This window comes from Ulvibacterium marinum (assembly GCF_003626755.1).
GTDB lineage: Bacteria > Bacteroidota > Bacteroidia > Flavobacteriales > Flavobacteriaceae > Ulvibacterium > Ulvibacterium marinum.
This window is the reverse complement of the sequence record NZ_RBCJ01000001.1, coordinates 162,656-181,713: the sequence shown is the minus strand read 5'-3', so window position 1 is coordinate 181,713 and position 19,058 is coordinate 162,656. Positions and strand designations below refer to the sequence as shown.

At 42.0% G+C, this 19,058-nt stretch carries 22 protein-coding genes; 7 read left to right on the top strand and 15 right to left on the bottom strand.

The window, feature by feature from the left end:
* Positions 1-64 precede the first annotated feature (64 nt).
* A complete protein-coding gene (locus tag D7Z94_RS00845; protein WP_120709625.1) occupies positions 65-874 on the bottom strand; it encodes an SDR family oxidoreductase in 810 nt (269 codons plus the stop codon).
* Positions 867-3,152 (bottom strand): M28 family peptidase, encoded by a 2,286-nt coding sequence (locus D7Z94_RS00840; RefSeq protein ID WP_120709624.1) that lies wholly within the window; start codon positions 3,150-3,152, stop codon positions 867-869. The genes D7Z94_RS00845 and D7Z94_RS00840 overlap by 8 nt, the downstream gene beginning before the upstream one ends.
* A 137-nt stretch (positions 3,153-3,289) precedes the next feature.
* Between D7Z94_RS00840 and D7Z94_RS00835 the strand changes: the two genes are divergently transcribed.
* Entirely contained in the window at positions 3,290-3,754 is a 465-nt protein-coding gene (locus D7Z94_RS00835) for a CBS domain-containing protein (RefSeq protein ID WP_120709623.1), read from the top strand.
* Positions 3,755-3,760: 6 nt separating this feature from the next.
* Here the strand turns inward: D7Z94_RS00835 and D7Z94_RS00830 are convergent, their stop codons facing one another.
* The 7 genes from D7Z94_RS00830 to D7Z94_RS00800 all read right to left on the bottom strand — a co-directional run bounded on the left by D7Z94_RS00830 (position 3,761) and on the right by D7Z94_RS00800 (position 10,825).
* On the bottom strand, positions 3,761-4,111 hold the full coding sequence (locus D7Z94_RS00830) for a hypothetical protein (RefSeq protein WP_120709622.1): 351 nt from the start codon (positions 4,109-4,111) through the stop codon (positions 3,761-3,763).
* Between the two features lies 1 nt (position 4,112).
* Positions 4,113-4,604: a DUF6265 family protein gene (locus D7Z94_RS00825; RefSeq protein WP_120709621.1), complete on the bottom strand. Its 492-nt coding sequence runs from the start codon at positions 4,602-4,604 to the stop codon at positions 4,113-4,115.
* A gap of 56 nt (positions 4,605-4,660) precedes the next feature.
* Entirely contained in the window at positions 4,661-5,233 is a 573-nt protein-coding gene (locus tag D7Z94_RS00820; protein WP_120709620.1) for a pentapeptide repeat-containing protein, read from the bottom strand.
* 61 nt (positions 5,234-5,294) lie between these two features.
* The gene (locus D7Z94_RS00815; RefSeq protein ID WP_120709619.1) at positions 5,295-8,444 is read right to left on the bottom strand and encodes a WD40/YVTN/BNR-like repeat-containing protein; all 3,150 of its coding nucleotides are present in this window, start codon (positions 8,442-8,444) and stop codon (positions 5,295-5,297) included.
* 38 nt (positions 8,445-8,482) lie between these two features.
* The gene (locus tag D7Z94_RS00810; protein ID WP_120709618.1) at positions 8,483-10,024 is read right to left on the bottom strand and encodes a serine hydrolase; all 1,542 of its coding nucleotides are present in this window, start codon (positions 10,022-10,024) and stop codon (positions 8,483-8,485) included.
* A gap of 19 nt (positions 10,025-10,043) precedes the next feature.
* On the bottom strand, positions 10,044-10,403 hold the full coding sequence (locus D7Z94_RS00805) for a hypothetical protein (RefSeq protein WP_120709617.1): 360 nt from the start codon (positions 10,401-10,403) through the stop codon (positions 10,044-10,046).
* Positions 10,400-10,825, bottom strand: coding sequence for a GNAT family N-acetyltransferase (locus D7Z94_RS00800; protein WP_120709616.1), 426 nt, complete (start codon positions 10,823-10,825; stop codon positions 10,400-10,402). The genes D7Z94_RS00805 and D7Z94_RS00800 overlap by 4 nt, the downstream gene beginning before the upstream one ends.
* A 220-nt stretch (positions 10,826-11,045) precedes the next feature.
* Here D7Z94_RS00800 and D7Z94_RS00795 point away from each other — a divergent pair, with 220 nt between their 5' ends.
* The 3 genes from D7Z94_RS00795 (at position 11,046) to D7Z94_RS00785 (ending at position 13,934) form a co-directional block, all read left to right on the top strand.
* On the top strand, positions 11,046-12,062 hold the full coding sequence (locus D7Z94_RS00795; RefSeq protein WP_120709615.1) for a tail fiber protein: 1,017 nt from the start codon (positions 11,046-11,048) through the stop codon (positions 12,060-12,062).
* A 147-nt stretch (positions 12,063-12,209) separates the two neighbouring features.
* A complete protein-coding gene (locus D7Z94_RS00790; RefSeq protein ID WP_120709614.1) occupies positions 12,210-13,109 on the top strand; it encodes a tail fiber protein in 900 nt (299 codons plus the stop codon).
* A 99-nt stretch (positions 13,110-13,208) separates the two neighbouring features.
* The gene (locus tag D7Z94_RS00785; protein WP_120709613.1) at positions 13,209-13,934 is read left to right on the top strand and encodes a tail fiber protein; all 726 of its coding nucleotides are present in this window, start codon (positions 13,209-13,211) and stop codon (positions 13,932-13,934) included.
* A gap of 37 nt (positions 13,935-13,971) precedes the next feature.
* Here the strand turns inward: D7Z94_RS00785 and D7Z94_RS00780 are convergent, their stop codons facing one another.
* The 5 genes from D7Z94_RS00780 to D7Z94_RS00765 form a co-directional block, all read right to left on the bottom strand.
* Entirely contained in the window at positions 13,972-14,505 is a 534-nt protein-coding gene (locus D7Z94_RS00780) for an ankyrin repeat domain-containing protein (protein WP_211341733.1), read from the bottom strand.
* A gap of 9 nt (positions 14,506-14,514) precedes the next feature.
* The gene (locus D7Z94_RS25810) at positions 14,515-14,715 is read right to left on the bottom strand and encodes a hypothetical protein (RefSeq protein ID WP_211341732.1); all 201 of its coding nucleotides are present in this window, start codon (positions 14,713-14,715) and stop codon (positions 14,515-14,517) included.
* Positions 14,716-14,736: 21 nt separating this feature from the next.
* The gene (locus tag D7Z94_RS00775; RefSeq protein ID WP_120709612.1) at positions 14,737-15,684 is read right to left on the bottom strand and encodes an SMP-30/gluconolactonase/LRE family protein; all 948 of its coding nucleotides are present in this window, start codon (positions 15,682-15,684) and stop codon (positions 14,737-14,739) included.
* 50 nt (positions 15,685-15,734) lie between these two features.
* Positions 15,735-16,016: a hypothetical protein gene (locus tag D7Z94_RS00770; RefSeq protein ID WP_120709611.1), complete on the bottom strand. Its 282-nt coding sequence runs from the start codon at positions 16,014-16,016 to the stop codon at positions 15,735-15,737.
* 116 nt (positions 16,017-16,132) lie between these two features.
* Positions 16,133-16,627: a DUF2391 family protein gene (locus D7Z94_RS00765; protein ID WP_147415805.1), complete on the bottom strand. Its 495-nt coding sequence runs from the start codon at positions 16,625-16,627 to the stop codon at positions 16,133-16,135.
* 203 nt (positions 16,628-16,830) lie between these two features.
* Between D7Z94_RS00765 and D7Z94_RS00760 the strand changes: the two genes are divergently transcribed.
* Positions 16,831-17,403 carry a hypothetical protein gene (locus tag D7Z94_RS00760; RefSeq protein ID WP_147415804.1) on the top strand — a complete coding sequence of 191 codons (573 nt, stop codon included), beginning with the start codon at positions 16,831-16,833 and terminating at the stop codon, positions 17,401-17,403.
* Between the two features lie 109 nt (positions 17,404-17,512).
* On the opposite strand, the gene D7Z94_RS00755 is transcribed toward D7Z94_RS00760, so the two are convergent.
* A complete protein-coding gene (locus tag D7Z94_RS00755) occupies positions 17,513-17,737 on the bottom strand; it encodes a hypothetical protein (protein ID WP_147415803.1) in 225 nt (74 codons plus the stop codon).
* A gap of 291 nt (positions 17,738-18,028) precedes the next feature.
* On the opposite strand from D7Z94_RS00755, the gene D7Z94_RS00750 reads away from it, so the two are divergent.
* Positions 18,029-18,361 carry a single-stranded DNA-binding protein gene (locus tag D7Z94_RS00750; protein WP_120709607.1) on the top strand — a complete coding sequence of 111 codons (333 nt, stop codon included), beginning with the start codon at positions 18,029-18,031 and terminating at the stop codon, positions 18,359-18,361.
* 174 nt (positions 18,362-18,535) lie between these two features.
* Positions 18,536-18,856, top strand: a complete 321-nt coding sequence (locus tag D7Z94_RS00745) for a GIY-YIG nuclease family protein (RefSeq protein ID WP_120709606.1) — start codon at positions 18,536-18,538, stop codon at positions 18,854-18,856.
* Positions 18,857-19,058 lie beyond the last annotated feature (202 nt).

Here is a 19,058-nt window from a genome sequence, read left to right as displayed (position 1 = left end):
ATCAGTAGTGTAATTAACAAAAAACCCCTGTTTTTGTTGTGAAAAACTGCTTTTATGTGGCGTATCAATTATAGATTGAAGTGTTAAAACGATACTTTTTAACAAGAATAAGACTACTGGACATCACTTTTTTACCCTTTTGAACCGAATCTTCAGAATAATCAGGAACTGGAATTCCCCTTTTCCTTGCTTCCATGGAATAGTATTCAGCTTTAGGGGGATGATCCGGATACACCGCATTAAAAACTTCGTTCCACCACCCTTGCACAACAATTTTTTTTAGGATAGCAATACAATCATCAAGATGAATGAGGTTTATGGGCGCTGCACCATTTGCCAATCCCGTCCTTCCGGAAAGCATGGTCACCGGGTGTCGCTTCGGCCCAATCAGACCACCAAACCTAACTACGGTTGTATGCAGTTGGTTGTCGTTTCTGAAAATATCTTCTGTAGTCAAAAGTTGCCTTCCAGATTCGGTATGAGGTTTTGGTAGGGTATCTTCAGTAACCTCCCCATCAATGTCCCCGTAAACCGAAGTACTGCTTATAAAGATAATTTTTTGGACAGATGATGCCTTAACGGCATTGTATAGACCTCGTATTTTTTCAATATAGTTTTCTCTGTTTCCGCCCCTAAGTTTGGGAGGGACATTGATGATAATGGAATCAACATCCTTTAAAAAATGAAGAACGGGCCCTTTGGGGCCTTCTTCCGAAAGCGAAATCAAAAATGGCTGGATGCCTTCTTTTTCCAATACGGGCAACTTTTCTTCCGAGGTGGTACTGCCATGCACGCTGTACCCTTCGTCCACAAAGGATTTTGCCAAGGGGAGACCTAGCCAACCACAGCCCATAATGGCGATTGATTTACTCAAACCGGATTTTTTTTATGACTAAAATAGCGTCGTTTAATACAAAAGGCATGGGGATGTTGTCCTCCGGTCTTGCAGGAACCGTGAATTGTTCATTTTCCAACAGATCGTTTGAAGCTTCATACAAGGTAAGCTCCAAAACAGCATTCTTGGGAATGGAAAGTGTCAATTCCGTAGTATCGTTATCGGTGATATGATGGGTTGCCAATCTGCTTCTTTTTCGATTTTTAAGTTCATAATCGGATAGGGCAATACGGTTTAGCGATACCTCGGAAATGGGGATATCGTTCGTAAATACTTCCAATCGATTTACATTGCGTTGCGGGGTAATTCGGATGTCCAATATACGTTTTTCCCCTATGATGGTATCCCTGGTCTTCTCAATTTGTGGAGGCGAAATGTCCTTAATGGGGGCAGGGGAGACATAGGTAAAACCTGAACTGTATTTGCTGCTAATTGTCTGCTGGGCTTGTTCATTGGTTGTCTTTTTATTTGCCCCCAGATATTGTGCCGTCCAATCGGATAGTTCGTTTTCATACGTGGCCCATTGCGCGGTACCGTCATCGGCATCCATGACATACAAAAGACTGGTAGGTTTCGGATTTTCTTTGTCGAACCCCGAATTCAAATGAGCCGCTATCATAAATCCAAGCGATAATACCAAACTCAAAAAAGCCAGTTGTTTTTTCTTAGGATTGATTCCAAATAGGGGGAGCATTAGAAAAAAGGTCAAAGTCGTTAAAATTGTAGCACTGACCATCATTTTAAGACCCAAACCTACTGGAAACCCTTTTATAAAGGGGGCATATATCCAAATACCGGGCAAGGTCAACAAAAGGAGTATGTAGCTGTTTGATTTTTTCTGATCTAAGGTTACAAGAAGGGAGGCCAATACGGCAAATACGGGAACAATAAAGAAAGCCGCCCCCTGGAGATAACGGGATACCCCCCAACAAATAATTAGCCAAAGTGCTATTGGAGCGATCAACAGATTGGCCGTGTCCAATTTTTTGAACTTATGGTAGACCCAGAAACAGCTGCCGATGGAAAAAAAGACAAACACTGCAATATAGGTGTATCCATTATAGGTAAAACCTTGAAGGATATCCTGATAGTGCGGATACATCCATTTTAAGACGGACCAACTGTAAAAGCCGATTACTCCATTTATGGTCAGGGTTAGTATCAGGGGAATGAAACCTTTGAGAATTTGGGTTCCATTGAGCATTTTTTTTCGAAAACCATAGAGTAGGAGGAGCACAAATACTAGTAAAGATATGCCCCACATGGGCCATATCCAATCAAACGGATAGGACACCAAACCAAAAAAGGGTATGTTGAAGTATACGTAATCGTTTAGGCTCTTTAGACTGGTCAAATCCGCATTACCAAAATGCCTTAACAATGGCATAAGATAACTACCTTGATGTGCCAAGGTATTTCGGTCCAGACGTTCATAGCTGTCCCTTGCCGTGTGATAATCAAAGTGGTCCCCGATAAAGGCAAAATTGAAACCCTCAATGTCACCCTTTTCACGGAAAACGGTCAAGTCCGTATCATTAGGCAACATTTTATAAATGCTATAGTATAAGGAATTGGCCATGGGATATTTGGGATTGGCCTCGATGAATTCCTCTATCAACCTTTGGTTTCCACGGTTGGTCTCTATAAAGACATAGCTAGGACCGCCACTGCCCCTTGCTTCAAAATTTAGGACCAAACCAACGTCTTTGGCCCATGGATGTTTGTCCACAAAGAGTTCCGCTCCGCTAAGATCTACTTCTTCACCATCCGAAATTAAAATGATAATATCGTTTTTGGGTTTTTTATTTGCGGACAGAAATGCCCTAACACTTTCCAATATAGTTGCCACACCACTTCCGGCATCACTTGCGCCCAAGGCGGAATGTAGGTCACTGTCATAATGGGAAAGTAATAGGAGGGATTTATCGGAATCCGTACCTTTTATTCTGGCCAGGATATTTGTGGCCTTGGAAAGGTTGTTGGCCTTTCCTATAGTATAACCTTTCTGTGTGGACGTTTCCAATCCCATTTTGAGCAATTCGGAAATCAGATATTGTCGTACCTGTTTGTGTCCCGGAAAGCCAACGCCATGCGGTCTTTTTGAAATTTCCTTAACATGAGCCAGGGCCCTATCCGTAGAAAAGGCAGTTTCAGGGATATCCGAATCCTTGGGATACGAGGGCATAGATGACGTAAAGCCCCAGTAAATGGCCAAAACCAATACGAGTAAGGTTATGGTAGAAGCGTATTTTTTCATTGAAAAAACTAAAACTTAAAAGTATAAAATTTTAAGGGGTTGCTGCATTTTGGCGGATTTATTTAGATAATTCGCAAAAATTAACTATATTTAAGATTAACCTGGATTGATTCAAGGCAGGCAAAAATCAAATAATTATGGGAATAAAGAGTTTTCAAGGGATACGTAGGTCTTCTAAAAAAGAGTTTGACGCTCCTATTCTAGTAACCGATTATATGTCCAAAAAATTGGTGAATTTCGCTCCTGATCAGTCTATCCTAGAAGTCATGGAAGCATTTGCCAAGCACAAAATCTCCGGAGGACCTGTGTTGGACGATAATGGGTTTTTGGTCGGGATTATTTCCGAGGCCGATTGTATGAAACAGATTTCCGAAAGCCGTTACTTTAACCAACCTATATTGGATAAAAGTGTTGAAAAATATATGACCAAAGAGGTAGAGACCATTCCCCATGATATGAGCATCTTTGATGCCGCCGGAGTATTTGACAAGCATAACCGTCGAAGGCTACCGGTAATGAAAGATGGAATTCTTGTAGGTCAGATTAGCCGAAAGGATATTGTAATTGCCGCCCTGAAACTAAGCGGGCAAAATTGGAAGTAGGGCAACTTATTCCCTTTTTACGATCATATACTGATCATTGTCCAGGGGCAAATAGCCTAAATCATATACAAAGTAATAGGTAGTGCCTTTCTTGGTGGTGTATAGATTGGTAATAAAGTCAAAATCAAAACCTTTGTCCAACAGTCGCGTTCTTGTGGTCCTTGTTTTACCTTCCCTTAAAGGAAAGCTATCCAGAACCCTATAATTTTTTCGTAAGCGATTGTTGATGTTTCGAACGAGGTTCTTACTATCCTTGTTGACTTTGTTGTTATAGGCATTACGGCAGTAGTCCGAGCAGTATTTTTTGTCTACCCTTCCCATGATTTCCGCCCCACATTCCAAACACTTTTTTTTCAAACTACATTCTTTTATAATTGAATTTCACTTCCTTTTCAGTTTTATTATCTTGGGAAATGACCACATAGAGGTTTACTTCATCATCACTGATTTTCTCAAAGGTAAAACCATCAAAAAACACACGGTCCCCCTCCACTTTGACTAATTTAAAATCTACCGTATCATCCTTTTCCTCCCAGCCCTTTAGGTTGCCATGAAAATGCTTAAGTTGAAGAACCAAGGTTTCTCCGGTTTGTTGTATATGGCCAACCTCATAAAAATTGACCTTTCCATCCGATACTAGCTTAAAGACAAACATCATGGAACCACCCAGAGGAGGGCTCCAGATTTCCTCCGTTACGCCCCCAAAGGCCTCTCCTTTCCAATGGCCTTCCATCCAAGCAACATCTTGTAGACTGGCTTTGGGAGAAGTACCATTTTCTGAAAATGACAAGGTGTTTTGTCCATTACAGAGGAAGGTCGAAAAAAAAAGAATTACGATACATACTTTCATCACAAAAGATTTAGGATTAAGGTACAAATTATCCGTTTACAAACGGATATTGTATTCTATTCCACAACGATATCATATTTTTTAAGCAATCCAACGACTCCTTCTTTGGAGAACTTGGCTTTCTTTAAGCGATTTTTTTCGGGATTGATGCTAAAATTACGGGCTGTTCTAAAATCAGCATTTTCCAAAACGGTAGTATTGAAGACCGCACCTTTTAAGTCACATTCGGCGAATAGGGCTTGGGCGAGATCTGCTTCAGTAAAATCTACTCCTTCCAATTTGCAATTCATAAAACTTTGACTTTTAAGCTTCAATCCATAGAATGAGCTGAGATTCAAAATGCAATCCTGAAAACTAAAATCCATCAAAAAATCATTGCAATCCTCAAATTTGAGTCCTATCAACTTGCAATGGGAAAAGATGACCTCTTTAAAAATAGAGTGGGCTATGTTGGCATTGCTCAGGTTACAATCCAAGAATTCACATTCCATGAAATTTTGGTTGTCCAGATAGCCATTGGAAAAATCACAACCTTCAAAAACACAGTTTTCATAATCGCCCTGGGGTAGGCGATTTTTAGTATAATCTTCCCCCTTAAAGGTTTGGTCGGCTATAAAATCTTTCATCATTACCTTGGAGAGGGTTAATCCTCTGTTTTTTTATTTTCAACGTTACGCTTCGTTAGTGCTGTCATTGTTTTGGCAATATCAGCGCGGGTAACCCCAACTGCGTATAGGTTTTATTATAATCCTCCATTTCGTCCCTCACTATGGCATCCCGTTCATTTTCGAAAATCCTCCACTCCTTCATCAAATCCCGTAAACGCTCATGGGCACCTTGAGTAACCCGAGGTTCTGCCGTGTCCACATAACCCTTTAAGTGCATTAATTGGGCACTGAGTTTGTTGTTAAAGTTGATGACATCCTGGAAGGTTTTCTGTTTGGGCTGGATGAGATTTTCTTCCCAGATATTGATACGACTGATGAGCGAATCCCCTTTTGTTATCAATACATTGGCCTCCTCTTGTCCTTTAAGTAATTTGGCATAGCCCTTTAACTGAGATCTTGCCGATCGCATTTGGCTAACGGATTCGTGGATGTTTTTTATGGTGCTTTCAATTTGATTCAAGATTCTTTGTTGCTCTGTAAAATCCGCCAAGGTAGCTTCTACTTTTGGATTGGCAAGGATGGTCGCCATGGTCTCGGATGTTAGTGTGTCCAAGGTCAATATTAAGGTGTATTTTCCTGGGCCTACCCTAGACCCTTTATAATTCCCATAAACAAAAACCTTGTCTATAGAAGGAAGGTCGTCTTTTCTAAAATCCCACGTAAACCGATTATTTCCTTTTTTTGAGGGAAGTACCTGGGGTTTCGATGGGCCTCCAGGCCAGGATTTAAAATCCTTTGGTTTTTTGTTCGTGATGGTCCGTATGATTTTTCCATTATATGATATCTCTAATTTCAAATCCAGGCTATCCGCTTCCTTGTCCAAATAATAGTCGAAAGTCACACCACTTTTTGGATTGTCCCCAAGGCTGGGAACAGGCTTTTCACTGCTTTCGCCGAACAGTAAATAGGTGTCCTTGGGCGTAAAGATTTTGATGGGTTGTTTTGGTCCAGTGGCGTTCTGGATGGCGGCCAGATCATCCAATATCCAGAAGGAACGCCCTGCTGTGGCGGCCACGAGATCGTTGCTTTGAATAATGAAGTCATTAATGGGAACTACGGGAAGGTTCAGCTGAAAGGGTTGCCAATTTTCACCTTCGTCCCAGGAAATAAAGAGTCCGGTTTCGGTACCGGCATACAGGAGTCCCTTTTGTTTGGGGTCTTCGCGCACCACCCTTACAAAGGTATGCTCGCCAACAATTCCATTGGTGATTTTGATCCAAGTTTTTCCGTAGTCCGTGGTCTTAAAAACATAGGGTGTCAGATCCATCCACTTGTAACGCATTACGGTGATATAGGCCGTCGCCGGATCATGTGGAGAAACTTCTATACTATTGATGATTCCCTCTCCGAGACCAGGAGGCGTTACATTTTCCCAGTTTTGACCGTCATCCATGGTCAAGTGTACCAACCCATCATCACTTCCGGCCCAAAGTGTGCCCTTTTCATGGGGTGATTCTACCAAATAAGAAACGGTATTGTAGTTTTCACCGCCCGCTGCCTCGTTGGTGTAGGGGCCGCCTCCAGGGCCTTGTCTGCTCTTATCGTTACGGGTGAGGTCCGGACTTACCACTTCCCAGCTATTGCCCTGATCCATAGTCTTAAAAACGACATTTCCGGCATGATAAATCGTATTTCTGTTATGTGGTGAACTAATAATGGGGGCGTTCCAGTTGTATCGATACTTAAAGTCCCTTGGCGCAATGCTTAGCCCAAGCTCGGGATATTCCTTAATCGACTTTCCTTCGCGCGATGCTCGCACCCATTTCTCGATAATACCTTGATAACATCCACCAAAAACATGTTCCGGATTGTCCGGGTCAAAGGCCAGGAAGGCACTTTCACATCCGGCTACGGAATACCAATCCTTCCAATCGATTCCTTCGTCATTGGCCCGGCTGGCAATGGCAATGGCCGAGTTGTCCTGCTGGCCCCCATACACATTATAGGGAACAAGATTATCCGTAATCACGCGATAAAACTGGGCCGTAGGTTGGTTTTGTTGTGTGCTCCAGCTTTTGCCCCCATTATTGGAGACATTAGCTCCCCCGTCATTGGAATTGATTATGCGCTGATTGTTATGCGGATCGATCCATAAATGGTGGTTGTCGCCATGTGGGGTCGGTAGGGAGGTGAAGGTCTTTCCCCCATCAATGGACTTGGTCACGGGAGCATTGAGCACATATACCACATTTTCATTTTGCGGATCGGCCAGGATTTCCATGTAGTACCACGATCGGGCAATGTTGATTCGGTCCTTATTGACCTGCTTCCATTTTTTTCCGGCATCGTCCGACCGGTAGACACCTCCCTTTTCACCTTCGGCCTCTATGACTGCAAAAACAAGTTCGTTATTGGCCCGTGAGACCGAGATACCTGCTTTTCCAAATGCTTCCGGGAGACCTTCATTTAGTCGTTCCCAAGTACTTCCCCCATCGGTGGATTTATAGAGTCCCGAACGCTCCCCACCGGATTCCATCGTCCAGGGATATCTTCTGTGCTCCCACATGGCGGCATATAGGATCAAAGGATTGGTCATATCCATGGATAGTGAAGAGGCACCGGTTCTGGTATTTACGAAAAGTACTTTCTCCCAGGACAATCCTCCATCCGTAGTACGATAAATACCGCGCTCCAAAGTTTCATCGTATTGAGCACCTTGGGCCGCCACAAAAAAAATATCGGGATCGGTGGGGTGAATAACAACATCCGAAATATGCCATGTTCTATCCAAACCGATATGTTTCCAGGTTTTACCGGCATCCGTGGATTTATAGACCCCATCACCCATGGAGGTCATAACCCCACGGGCCGCATGTTCACCCATACCGGCAACGACCATATTGGGATTGCTTTCGGAAACGGCCAAGGCACCCACCGTTCCTGTTTTAAGAAATCCGTCGGAAACATTTTTCCAGGTAATCCCATCATCGACAGTTTTCCATATTCCTCCCCCGGTACTGCCCATATAATAGGTCATAGGTTGGCCTACCACCCCGGAGCAGGCGACACTGCGGCCACCTCGAAAAGGACCAATATTCCGCCATTTAAGCCCATGGAAAAGGGAATCCTGTACAACAATTTTCGGAGATGCTGTTTTTTTACCCCGTCTTTGTGCCTCTCCGGCAGATGGGAATATAAATAGGGAAATCAAAAAAAGTGGAATAATCCTCATAGTGTTTTTTTATACTTTGAAAATGGAACAGTTTTCTACTAGGGAATGTCCTTAATTTTATAAGGTTTCAATTCCTCAAAGAAAATGTCGTCGTTAGGCACCTCAAAATCCAGCCCTTTTACATTCAAGTTATTATCGGTCTTGAACCGTAGTGTGCCGAAATTGAACCAGGCATGCTTTTTGTCCCACTTAATTTCCCAAACATCATAATGCCAATGTTCCAAGGTGGCGGAAAGTTCCGGAGTGTGTTCAAATTGCATCCGCAATTTTCCGTTTATTCGATCGATTTTGATTTCCCCATAAATATCCGATTTGTAAACTCCCGTGTACTCTTTTACGGGAATCGAAGGTTTGGTGTTTAGAACTCTTTTCGCCTTGATATCGGTAATACGTGAATCTTCCTTTTGGTTTTTGTTCGCCCTTTCCAGATATTCCGTGGACCAGTCCTTGCCCTCTATCCTCAAGAATTGGTCCAGGGCATGGTAAGTAGCGGCATGGATGGGACTTTTCATCCCATTGGTCAGTACTACAACACCCAAATTTTCATCGGGAATCAAGGTTACGGCAGTAATCATCCCATCATAGCCACCAGTATGGGCAACACGCAATCGGCCATGGTAATCGCTCAATCCCCATCCTAAACCGTAGGCGCTAAAATGTCGGTTCATGTCATTTTCTTTTGTATGGTCCACGATAAAGTTGTTGTGGGGCGTCCAGACCATGTTCCGGGTTTGGCGGGTAAGTAAGGTATCATTACCAAGAACGCCGTGGTTTAGATTAAAAATCATCCATTTTGAGATATCCTTTACACTGGAGATTATACCCCCGGTGGCCCCGATTTCTTCCCAATCCTCCCAGGCGATAGGAATATTGATGTTGTTTTCACGGCCATGTGGGGTGACATAGTTGCCTTTTGTCTCCAATGCCTTAGGGGAGGTAATGGTCCTATCCATTCCTAGAGGTTGGAAAATCCGTTCCTTTACATTTTCGCTCCAACGCTTCCCGGTTATTTTTTTGATAAGCTCCCCGGCTGTGATGTACATAAGATTGGAATAGCCAAAGCCGGCCCTAAAATCAAAGGCCTTGGGCAAATGCTTGAATCTTCTGATAATTTCCTCGGAGGTGAGGCTCGATTTATACCAGATAACATCCCCGCTAAAGGTACCGAACCCGACCCTGTGACATAATAGGTCCTGTACCGTAACCTCGTTGCTAACCCATGGATCGTACACCTCAAAGTAGGGAAGGTATTTTTTTACCTTATCGTTCCAATCCAATTTACCTTCCTGGACCAACATACCTAAAATGGCGGAGGTAAATGCCTTGGAGTTGGAGGCAATGGCGTACAAGGTGTTCTCATCCGGTTTTTGAGTTTTGCCCACTTCCAGGACACCATAGTTTCCCGTAAAGACCAATTCCCCATCCTTAACGATTCCTATGGCCACACTGGGAACCTCCCAATCCCGCACCATTTTTTGGTAATACGCATCCAGTGCCTTAACATCTATTTGCGGTGTCTGGCCCAAAGTCTGTGACAGGGCACAGAACAGGATGGGAATCCATAGAACTACTTTTTTCATTGGGAGGGCTTTTGAGGATTTATTTTTTCTTGGAAGTACCGGGTTCCAAGGACATTACATAATCATAACTTTCGTCGAGAAAGGCGGCCACCTGATCCGGGTCTTTGAGGATTATTTCCGGAATCAAGATATAGCCACGCATTACAGCACCATAGGATTTGTAGATAGTAGTGTTCAACTCGGCCATGTACTTTTCCTGCACATCCTTTGAAAAGCGGATACCGATTTCCCCGGCCTTATTCAAGAGCGAAAACATATGCCCATTGGCCGAGGTATAGGGCATGGTCTTGCCCTTCCGTTCAAAACGAGGACATTTTGCTATCAATGCATCATACAATTTCAGTCGTTCGTGCCAGGTTTCCTTGGAGATCTTACTCATAATTTTAACGTATAGATTTGACTTTCCTTTTTCTGAAATCCCAAGTTTTGGTAAAGTTGGTGGGCCGGTTTTCTATGATATGCCGTAAAGAGTAGAATTTCGTAAAGCCCCTTTTGCCCGCCCTCATTGATGAGGAATTCCATCAGTTTACGACCGATACCCTTGCCCCGATGGGCCTCATCTACTACTACATCCTCGATCCAACCCTTACGACCTGAAATTACGGAATATTCCGCCATTACGGCAACCCCCACAATTTGATTTTCCAACGTGCAGCAAGCTACAATTGCCGGATTTTTTGGGTCTAAAATGATCTTGAGCGAAAGCGGTACTATAACCGCATTCAACTGTTTAAAAAGCGTATGGATTTGATTTTCTGTTTCTGGGTCGATATCGGAGGGTGTAAGTAGGGATAGTTCCATTGCGGTAATTTATAAAGTGGGTTATAACTCTTCTAAAATTACACATTTCTGGATGGATTCCATATATCTTTTCCGGGTCTACTTTGATGTGATATGAAACGGGTTTTTGAAAGAGTAGCATGTCCCAGACCTTGCAATTCATCGAATACTTTCTATAAGTATTTGAAATATTGAAGTATATTCCTACATTTACTTTTTAGCCTACAAAACCCCCAACAAAATGAAAACGTCCCAAATCTTTCTTTTTGCCCTAATGGGCTGTACTATGGCATTAGGCCAGACAAATACTTTTCCTACGAGCGGAGATGTTGGAATAGGAACGACGACTCCATCGGCAAAGTTGCATGTCGTAGGTCAAGATGCGCATTTCTTTAGCAACTCTGCGGATAACACTCTAGAATTAGGGAGAGACACGAATCAAAAGATTTTAATAAGGGCAGCGGACACCCATTTATTTTTCGATTGGATACAGGACGAGGACGAGAACAATCCTCATATCATGTACTTCCGGAACTTAGCCCAAGGAACATCCTCAAGCAACGATATACGATTTCAGACCTCGTCCACCGATAGATTGACCATCAAAGCTAGCGGTAACATCGGGGTAGGTACAACTGCGCCTAGCGCGCTATTGCATGTTAACAATGGCAACAATTCTTACGGCACCATTTTGGCCAATGCGGATGAAAGCAGTTTTTCACTATATGCCAAAACCTTGACGACTTCGCCCAATTTCGTTGAGTCCTTTAGATTGGGACTTAAATATGCTAGCCATGAGGATAATGGATATATCTCGTTTTATCGCGGAGGTGGAACCGGTGGAGGTTTTCTGGGACTATCAACCAGTGGATTAGAAAGGATAAGGATAGCATCGAACGGTGATGTGGGTATTGGCACCAGTACTCCGGATGATAAACTTACCGTAAAGGGTCGTATCCATGCCGAGGAGGTAAAGGTGGATCTTTCCGTTCCCGGACCGGACTATGTCTTTAAGGAAGGCTATGACCTGAAATCCCTGAAAGAAGTACAGGAACATATCCGTGAAAAAGGACATCTACCCAACATCCCGTCGGCTCAAGAAATGGAGGAGAATGGCGTGGAGCTTGGTATCATGAATATGAAGCTCTTGGAGAAGATTGAGGAATTGACGCTTTACATGATAGATATGAACAAGCGCATGGAACTATTGGAAAAGGAAAACTTGAAGCTAAAAAAAGAGTCGGCCAAACCTGAATAGAAGAGCATAAAAACGATATTAATTATCAATCGTGTAACAAACTTTTAAAAATAGCTCATCCTTCCTCTAAACTTTGAGATGCCAATAATCAAATAAAGTAAAAACATACATTTTAACCTTAAATAGTATTAAAAACCCCTTTACAAAATGAAAACTACCCAAATCTTTCTTTTTGCCCTAATTGGAATTAACTTAACTCTAAAGTCTCAATCAATCCCGGTTACCGGGGATGGGTATCACTATTATGGGCCAAATTCAACATGGAATGAATATTTAAAAGTTGGAGGTCATGAAAGAGGCACTAATAGAGCTTCAATAGTAGCAACAAACGGTAATTTACACATAGATTCCAAAAATGGTTTTGGTCTTTATTTAAATCATTACAGTCAAGGTAAAACCTTAATAAATACACAAGGGGGTGATGTGGGTATAGGCACAACGGTACCCGGAGCTAAACTGCACGTTAACAATGGCAATAACTCTTATGGAACCATTTTGGCCAATGCTGATGAAAGCAGTTTTTCACTTTATGCCAAAACCTTGGTTACACAACCGGCTAATGTAGAATCCTTTCGTTTGGGACTCAAACATGGTCTAAATGAGAATAACGGTTACATTTCTTTTTATCGTAGTACAAGCGTCTCAGGAGGCTTTCTAGGACTGGCAACGAACGGTTTGGAAAGGATCAGGATTTCAAAGGATGGAAATGTCGGTATCGGTACTACTTCACCTGACGAAAAGCTAACGGTAAAAGGTAAAATCCATAGCGAGGAGGTAAAGGTAGATCTTTCCGTTCCCGGGCCGGACTATGTCTTTAAGGAGGGCTATGACTTGAGGTCCCTGAAAGAAGTACAGGAACATATTAGGGAAAATGGACATCTGCCTAACATTCCTTCCGCCGCGGAAATGGAGAAGAATGGTGTGGAATTGGGTTTGATGAACATGAAACTCTTGGAGAAGATTGAGGAACTTACACTTTATTTGATTCATCAGAATGAGGAGATATTTGAACTTCGAAAAAAGGTTGAAATTTTGGAAAACAAATAAGCTAAAAGTCTCTCATTGTTCGCTGAAAAACGTTTACTTTTTTAAAAAGTGATATAAAAACAGAAATTTTATTCTATAACCTATCAAACTCCCGACAAAATGAAAACTACCCAAATCTTTCTTTTTGCCCTAATGGGCTGCACAATTACCTTGGCCCAGACCAATACTTTTCCCGATTCTGGAAGCGTTGGTATTGGAACTATCACGCCAAGCATTTGGTTTAATAATAACGTTGTTGAAATAAAGGACCAAAGGCCGGTATTAAGCTTTAATTCGACCGGAACACTTGGGACATTGGTATTTACCAATACACAAAAAGGCTCTAACAATTATGGTGAATTTCATTTTAATCATGAATTTTCCACCTTAATTCCCGACGAATCCACATTCAGATTTTTTGCATATCCAGGAGGGGATATTTTAGTATTGAAGGCCCATGGAAATGTGGGCATAGGCACTTTGACCCCAGATGAAAAATTAACGGTAAAAGGTAAAATCCATGCGGAAGAGGTAAAAGTAGACCTTTCCGTTCCCGGGCCGGATTATGTCTTTAAGGAGGACTATGACTTGAGGTCCCTGAAAGAAGTACAGGAACATATTAGGGAAAATGGACATCTGCCTAACATCCCCTCTGCACGGGAAATGGAGGAGAACGGAGTGGAATTGGGTACTATGAATATGAAGCTTTTGGAGAAGATTGAGGAATTGACCCTATATACCATTACCCAAGAGAAAAGGATCAAACATCTTGAGAAAGAAAACAAAACCTTAAGGTCCATTACCGAAAGAATGGAAAAAATCGAGGCATTGTTAAAAGCTGAATAGGTCAGGATCTGGACAAACCTCTTTTATCTTACTCCATTTAGGGTTGCAAATATTTGTTCGGGATGTTTTGGGCGGTATAATCAATACCGAAAGCGTGCTGTAACAATTTGGATACGGTCTCGGAAATGACCATTTCTTTTCGGTGCATTTGGGGCAACAACCCCATCATCGCGTAGCTGATCGGATTTACGGCGGGTATCATGGTCTCCCAATCATATCCCTGTCCCCAAACGAGCCCTTTAACGGTTGTCTTTAAATCGGCGGACTGGGACAGCAGAAAGTCCAACATCTCGGCAGGCTGATTCAGGTTCTGGTTTACCGTATGAAAAATTGGCGTTTGTCCCCCGAAAATATTGGAATCGATTCCGGCTTGGGCATTGATATCCGCTCCGTTTTTCACCAAAACTTCCGCACAGGCCACATGATTGAATTCCGCACAAATGTGCAACAAAGTCACTTCAAATAATGGGGTATAGGCACATTTTAAGGAATATCTTCTATCTACAATTTCGGGATTTTCTGTAATACCGACCAGAAGTTTATCCGGGTCGTCCAACAGAACGGACAACAAGGTCTTGTCCTAAAACTCTAGTCCGAATTCCACAAAGACCTGTACACATTCCTTAAATTTTGGGCCTCGTAAGTATTCACTCGTCAATTCATAAATCAAGGGCTCTCCTTTGTAAGTATCGTTGGGACTCATACCCTTAAGGAAACAGTTCCGTATCCCATCAACGGAATGAAGTTCTATTTGATGTACGATTTCTTTTAAATGATCCATTTGGTTAAGAGTGTAAGGGGGTTATTCAATAGGATATACCAACAGTCTTGTTTTTTGAATAGTATCCGATTCAACAAAATTGAAAGTTTCCTGATTTAAATATTGAAGATTGGAATTTGCAATGACCACCGCCTCATTTTCCACTAGACAAAAAGTGAGCGGCACATCCAATTTTGGGGTGTGGGACGCTATAATCTTAACATTTGTGATTTTCTCCTGTGTTGGGTCAAGGATTAGTTTTCTAAAGTTAAAGGTGTTGGCCCTAACCCCGTTTTGGATGGCATACAGGTGACCTTTGTAAAATTCCAAGCCATCTATTCCTTGGGATATTCCCAAGGTGTCCGGTTTGTTCAGAATTCTTTTCGTTGAAATATCGAGTGTCCTGACACCCTTTGAAAACGATGCGATATATAATTTGGTATTATCGTCCGAAATGGCAATTCCATTGGGAAATTCGATTTTGGACGATCGGTAAAAGAGTTCCAAAGAATCGGCTTCATATTTCAGTAGATATATAGATGAATCCTTGGAGTCCGTGAGATATAGATTTCCTTTGGCATCTTGGATGAGGTCATTTAGGAAATGTTCTCCCTTATCGGTTACATCATATCTTTTCAAAAGTTTCTTGGTATTGATATCGAACGTAAACAAGGATGAAAGGGAATCCTTGTACCTATAGTATCCTCCAATGGCGTGAAGCAGATTTCGCCTTTCATCCACATAAATCCCGACTCCCGGGGTATACCCAAATTCCTGTTCTCGGATAAAATCCTTTTGTTTTCCAGATTTTCTATCTACTTCTACTATTTTGGATTTGGCCACACTCGTGAGGTAAAAGGCGTCCTTCTTTTTTGAATAATCGATTCCTTCAGGTACCAAATCCTTTTCATTTAGGACATATTCCGTCAGTGTTCTTGAGTTGCATCCTAGAATTAGGAGTATGAATATTATGACTATTCTATAGTTCATTTTTTGGATCAATGGAAGTCAACGTTTAAGGAAATTAAAAGGGCAAAAGTCTATACCACATAAAGAACAATAGCGACAACGATTAGGATAACCAGAGCAAGGAAAAGGAATTCTTTCCGTCTCTTGGATTTGGCCTCCCTTCTAATGGTATCCACTACCTCCTTTACTTGTGATTCTGGGAATTCCTTGAACGAGGCTTTATTCTCTTCAGGGATTTCAGTGTAAATCGAATCCCTGTTATCCCCCTTGAATTTTTGACGGTTGGATGGACGCAAGGACCTGTTTTGCCGTATTCGTTTTATCATGTCCAGTACGTGGCCTGCAGAACTCATGCTTCAAATGTTTGCTTACGAAAGTGTTTGATAAATAATTCTTAATCCCAAATAGTACTAAGATAGTGGATTCTTGGGTTTTTTGGCGCCTAAATGTATTATGCAAGGCTGTGAAATTATTTTATGACATCGCTAATGGTCGCGCTCATCGAAGCTGGGAAGGCCACTATTACTACGCGCTTCAATGCCAATAAATAATCGGATTCCCATGGACACCTTTGTATCACCGTAAGGAGTATCGCGACCACCAATATTGAGATAAGGTAGGTGGCGACGACCCTTTTCACATAATTGAAGACATTTCCCTTGATATTGAAACGGTAGAAGTTAAAGTATACAAAAAGCGCGACGAAGACCAAGGAAATGAGCGATAGCAGTCCCACGTTCAACAATGGCAGTTCGGTCCCCAGGTTCCATGCCTCTTCCGTATAGGCGACCGGTAGGGCCAAGATAGTGGAGCCAATGACGATTTGCATGATGTCTCTCGGTTTCAGCTCTACCATTAATGGCTTAGTGACATAATGTAGCAGTTTTCCACTTGCGTCCGTGACCGGAATCATTTTATGTAGATATCCGCCGATTCGTTTTGTGAAGGATTTTTGAGTTTCCATGTGACTAAAGATAGGGAATAAACCTTCCTTTACCGTAAAGGGGGCGCCTATATACAATATGGGACAAGATATAACACTCTGATTTATAGGATTGTTTTATTGAAAAAGGACGTTTCACGGATGACTTTTAACAGTTGATGGGACTTTTTTGGTACGGCAGCCACTCTTTGATAATTTGGCCGAAAACCATAAATAACGACTTTATGAAAAATTTGAAATTAATGTCCCTGCTTATTGGGGCTATGCTTTTTATTGTGTCCTGTGAGACCGAGCCTTATCAGGAAGATGAATTGGAAGCGACCAGTCTAAAATCCTCAAAAGATGATGGTTGTGAGACCGGTTTCGCCATTTGTGCGGGCAATATAACGACCTGTTTCATCGAAGATGGATTTAACAGATGGGGATGGACCATAGGCCCGTTGGATACCAGCGAGCATTTGTTCGCCGTTTATACGGGGGCCGGAAAATGTGATGTTAAGAAGGGTGAACTATCGGCCGAGGTAGACCTTGAATACGATAGTACCACGGGTATTGCCAATGTCAAGTTCACAGCTCTTGAAGGCTTTGTACTTAAGGAAACGCACCTTTACGTTGGAAATGATCCCTATCCAACAAAAAAACAAGGGAAAAGGGAGGTTCCCACCGTTGCGCCCGGAAAATACCCCTACAAGCATGATAATTTGAACGGTGCTAAAATGGATCAATATACCATTGAAGGATTGTCCGGTGAAATCTATTTAATTGCTCATTCCATAGTTTGTGAGGCAGGAGAATAATCCTCTTTTCAGTAAGTGATATGCCCCCGCTAATAAGTGGGGGTTTTTGTTTTATGACCAATTTGACCTGAAAAAGAGGCACCTATATACATTATGGGACAAGGGGAATTTAAAGAATCGCAATAAGATCCCGTCCAAGGGCGAAAACCCCATAAAGAACCAAAACAATACCAAGAACGGCCCAAGAGAGGTACTTCAAATTGTATATACTTTGTTCGCTTTCTTCTTTTTTCAAATTCCAATTCGCCAGCCACAGAAAGAAAGTTCCAGCGATGATGAACAGGACATAGTATTTAGGGTCGTTGTCCGACCATTCAGTAAAGAATTCCCACATGTTCAAATTTATGTAAAACCCTCCTGAACCGGAAAAAGAATCTAAACCTTGACAGGGTAGTTCGGCGAATAAAGGCACCTATATACAATGTGGGACGAGCTCTAAATTTTTAAGTTATAAATGTAAATTACTGTTTTAAAGTAATATAAAAGTTTTCAAACGACTACAAACGTTTACAAACGAAAGTAAATACTTCCTAACCGAATCTTTTTTTCATACCATTCTAAGTTTGTCTCGTCGAATCAGGGAGGTTCGATTGCATTAACTGTTTTATCTTAAAAATTAGTAATTATGAACGCATTGAAAAACAAAGTACAGTTGATTGGAAACTTGGGACAAGATCCCGAAATCGTAAACTTGGAAAATGGAAGCAAGCTGGCCAAATTTTCCATCGCCACCAGCGAAAACTATAAAAACGCACAGGGCGAAAAAGTAGAGGACACCCAATGGCACAATATTGTGGCCTGGGGCAAGACCGCCGAGATTGTAGAGAACTACCTTGTAAAAGGAAAACAAGTGGCCGTAGAGGGAAAATTGGTACATCGCTCGTATGAGACCAAGGAAGGTGAAAAGCGCTACATCACCGAAGTACGCTGCAACGAATTGTTGATGTTGGGGAAATAAATCTTGTTCGAAACATAGCAATGGTATGAAATTGACCACACCCCTTGCCTAGTGCGATTGGGGTGTGGTTTTCGCAATGATTGTAACCTTTCCTTTGAGGCATCATGTCAGTCTGAGCGCAGTCGAAGACCTTATTGTGAACAAAGCCTCTTATTCATCCCAATACTTAGTTCTATGAAAACATATCATGTCTATATATTAAAATGCTCCGATAATTCCTTTTACACGGGAATCACTGGGAATTTTGAACAGCGTTGGATACAGCACCAAGTTGGTTATTTCAAGGATTGTTACACTTTTCAAAGAAGACCCCTGACCTTGATGTATTTTTTGGAATTCGATGACGTAATTCAAGCAATACGGTTTGAAAAGCAGCTCAAAGGTTGGAGTAAGGCAAAAAAATTGGCCTTGATCACTGGTAATTTTGATAGGTTACAATTGCTTTCAGAATGTAGAAATTTCACTCATTTCAAGTATAAGCCCGAGAAAGGTTAAAGGAGAGGGTCTTCGACTGCGCTCAGACTGACATTTTCTTGTGAAAGGTTTACTTCACTTTGCCAGACTGACAAGCTCCAATTGGCAGTTTTGCTTCGCTCTGCTCGCAAAAACGTATTCACAAATAGGGTAAAGAAGACAGGATTCGCTACTCTTGGAATGTAGGAACTTCACCCATTTTAAGTATAAACTTGAGAATGGC

Bases quoted from the DNA above. Each gene is read 5' to 3' on its own strand.
- D7Z94_RS00825 (WP_120709621.1), bottom strand. From the start codon at position 4,604: ATGAAAGTATGTATCGTAATTCTTTTTTTTTCGACCTTCCTCTGTAAT.
- D7Z94_RS00815 (WP_120709619.1), bottom strand. From the start codon at position 8,444: ATGAGGATTATTCCACTTTTTTTGATTTCCCTATTTATATTCCCATCT.
- D7Z94_RS00805 (WP_120709617.1), bottom strand. From the start codon at position 10,403: ATGAGTAAGATCTCCAAGGAAACCTGGCACGAACGACTGAAATTGTAT.
- D7Z94_RS00790 (WP_120709614.1), top strand. From the start codon at position 12,210: ATGAAAACTACCCAAATCTTTCTTTTTGCCCTAATTGGAATTAACTTA.
- D7Z94_RS00800 (WP_120709616.1), bottom strand. From the start codon at position 10,825: ATGGAACTATCCCTACTTACACCCTCCGATATCGACCCAGAAACAGAA.
- D7Z94_RS00765 (WP_147415805.1), bottom strand. From the start codon at position 16,627: ATGGAAACTCAAAAATCCTTCACAAAACGAATCGGCGGATATCTACAT.
- D7Z94_RS00785 (WP_120709613.1), top strand. From the start codon at position 13,209: ATGAAAACTACCCAAATCTTTCTTTTTGCCCTAATGGGCTGCACAATT.
- D7Z94_RS00775 (WP_120709612.1), bottom strand. From the start codon at position 15,684: ATGAACTATAGAATAGTCATAATATTCATACTCCTAATTCTAGGATGC.
- D7Z94_RS00770 (WP_120709611.1), bottom strand. From the start codon at position 16,016: ATGAGTTCTGCAGGCCACGTACTGGACATGATAAAACGAATACGGCAA.
- D7Z94_RS00795 (WP_120709615.1), top strand. From the start codon at position 11,046: ATGAAAACGTCCCAAATCTTTCTTTTTGCCCTAATGGGCTGTACTATG.
- D7Z94_RS25810 (WP_211341732.1), bottom strand. From the start codon at position 14,715: ATGGATCATTTAAAAGAAATCGTACATCAAATAGAACTTCATTCCGTT.
- D7Z94_RS00755 (WP_147415803.1), bottom strand. From the start codon at position 17,737: ATGTGGGAATTCTTTACTGAATGGTCGGACAACGACCCTAAATACTAT.
- D7Z94_RS00760 (WP_147415804.1), top strand. From the start codon at position 16,831: ATGAAAAATTTGAAATTAATGTCCCTGCTTATTGGGGCTATGCTTTTT.
- D7Z94_RS00840 (WP_120709624.1), bottom strand. From the start codon at position 3,152: ATGAAAAAATACGCTTCTACCATAACCTTACTCGTATTGGTTTTGGCC.
- D7Z94_RS00835 (WP_120709623.1), top strand. From the start codon at position 3,290: ATGGGAATAAAGAGTTTTCAAGGGATACGTAGGTCTTCTAAAAAAGAG.
- D7Z94_RS00750 (WP_120709607.1), top strand. From the start codon at position 18,029: ATGAACGCATTGAAAAACAAAGTACAGTTGATTGGAAACTTGGGACAA.
- D7Z94_RS00810 (WP_120709618.1), bottom strand. From the start codon at position 10,024: ATGAAAAAAGTAGTTCTATGGATTCCCATCCTGTTCTGTGCCCTGTCA.
- D7Z94_RS00820 (WP_120709620.1), bottom strand. From the start codon at position 5,233: ATGATGAAAGATTTTATAGCCGACCAAACCTTTAAGGGGGAAGATTAT.
- D7Z94_RS00745 (WP_120709606.1), top strand. From the start codon at position 18,536: ATGAAAACATATCATGTCTATATATTAAAATGCTCCGATAATTCCTTT.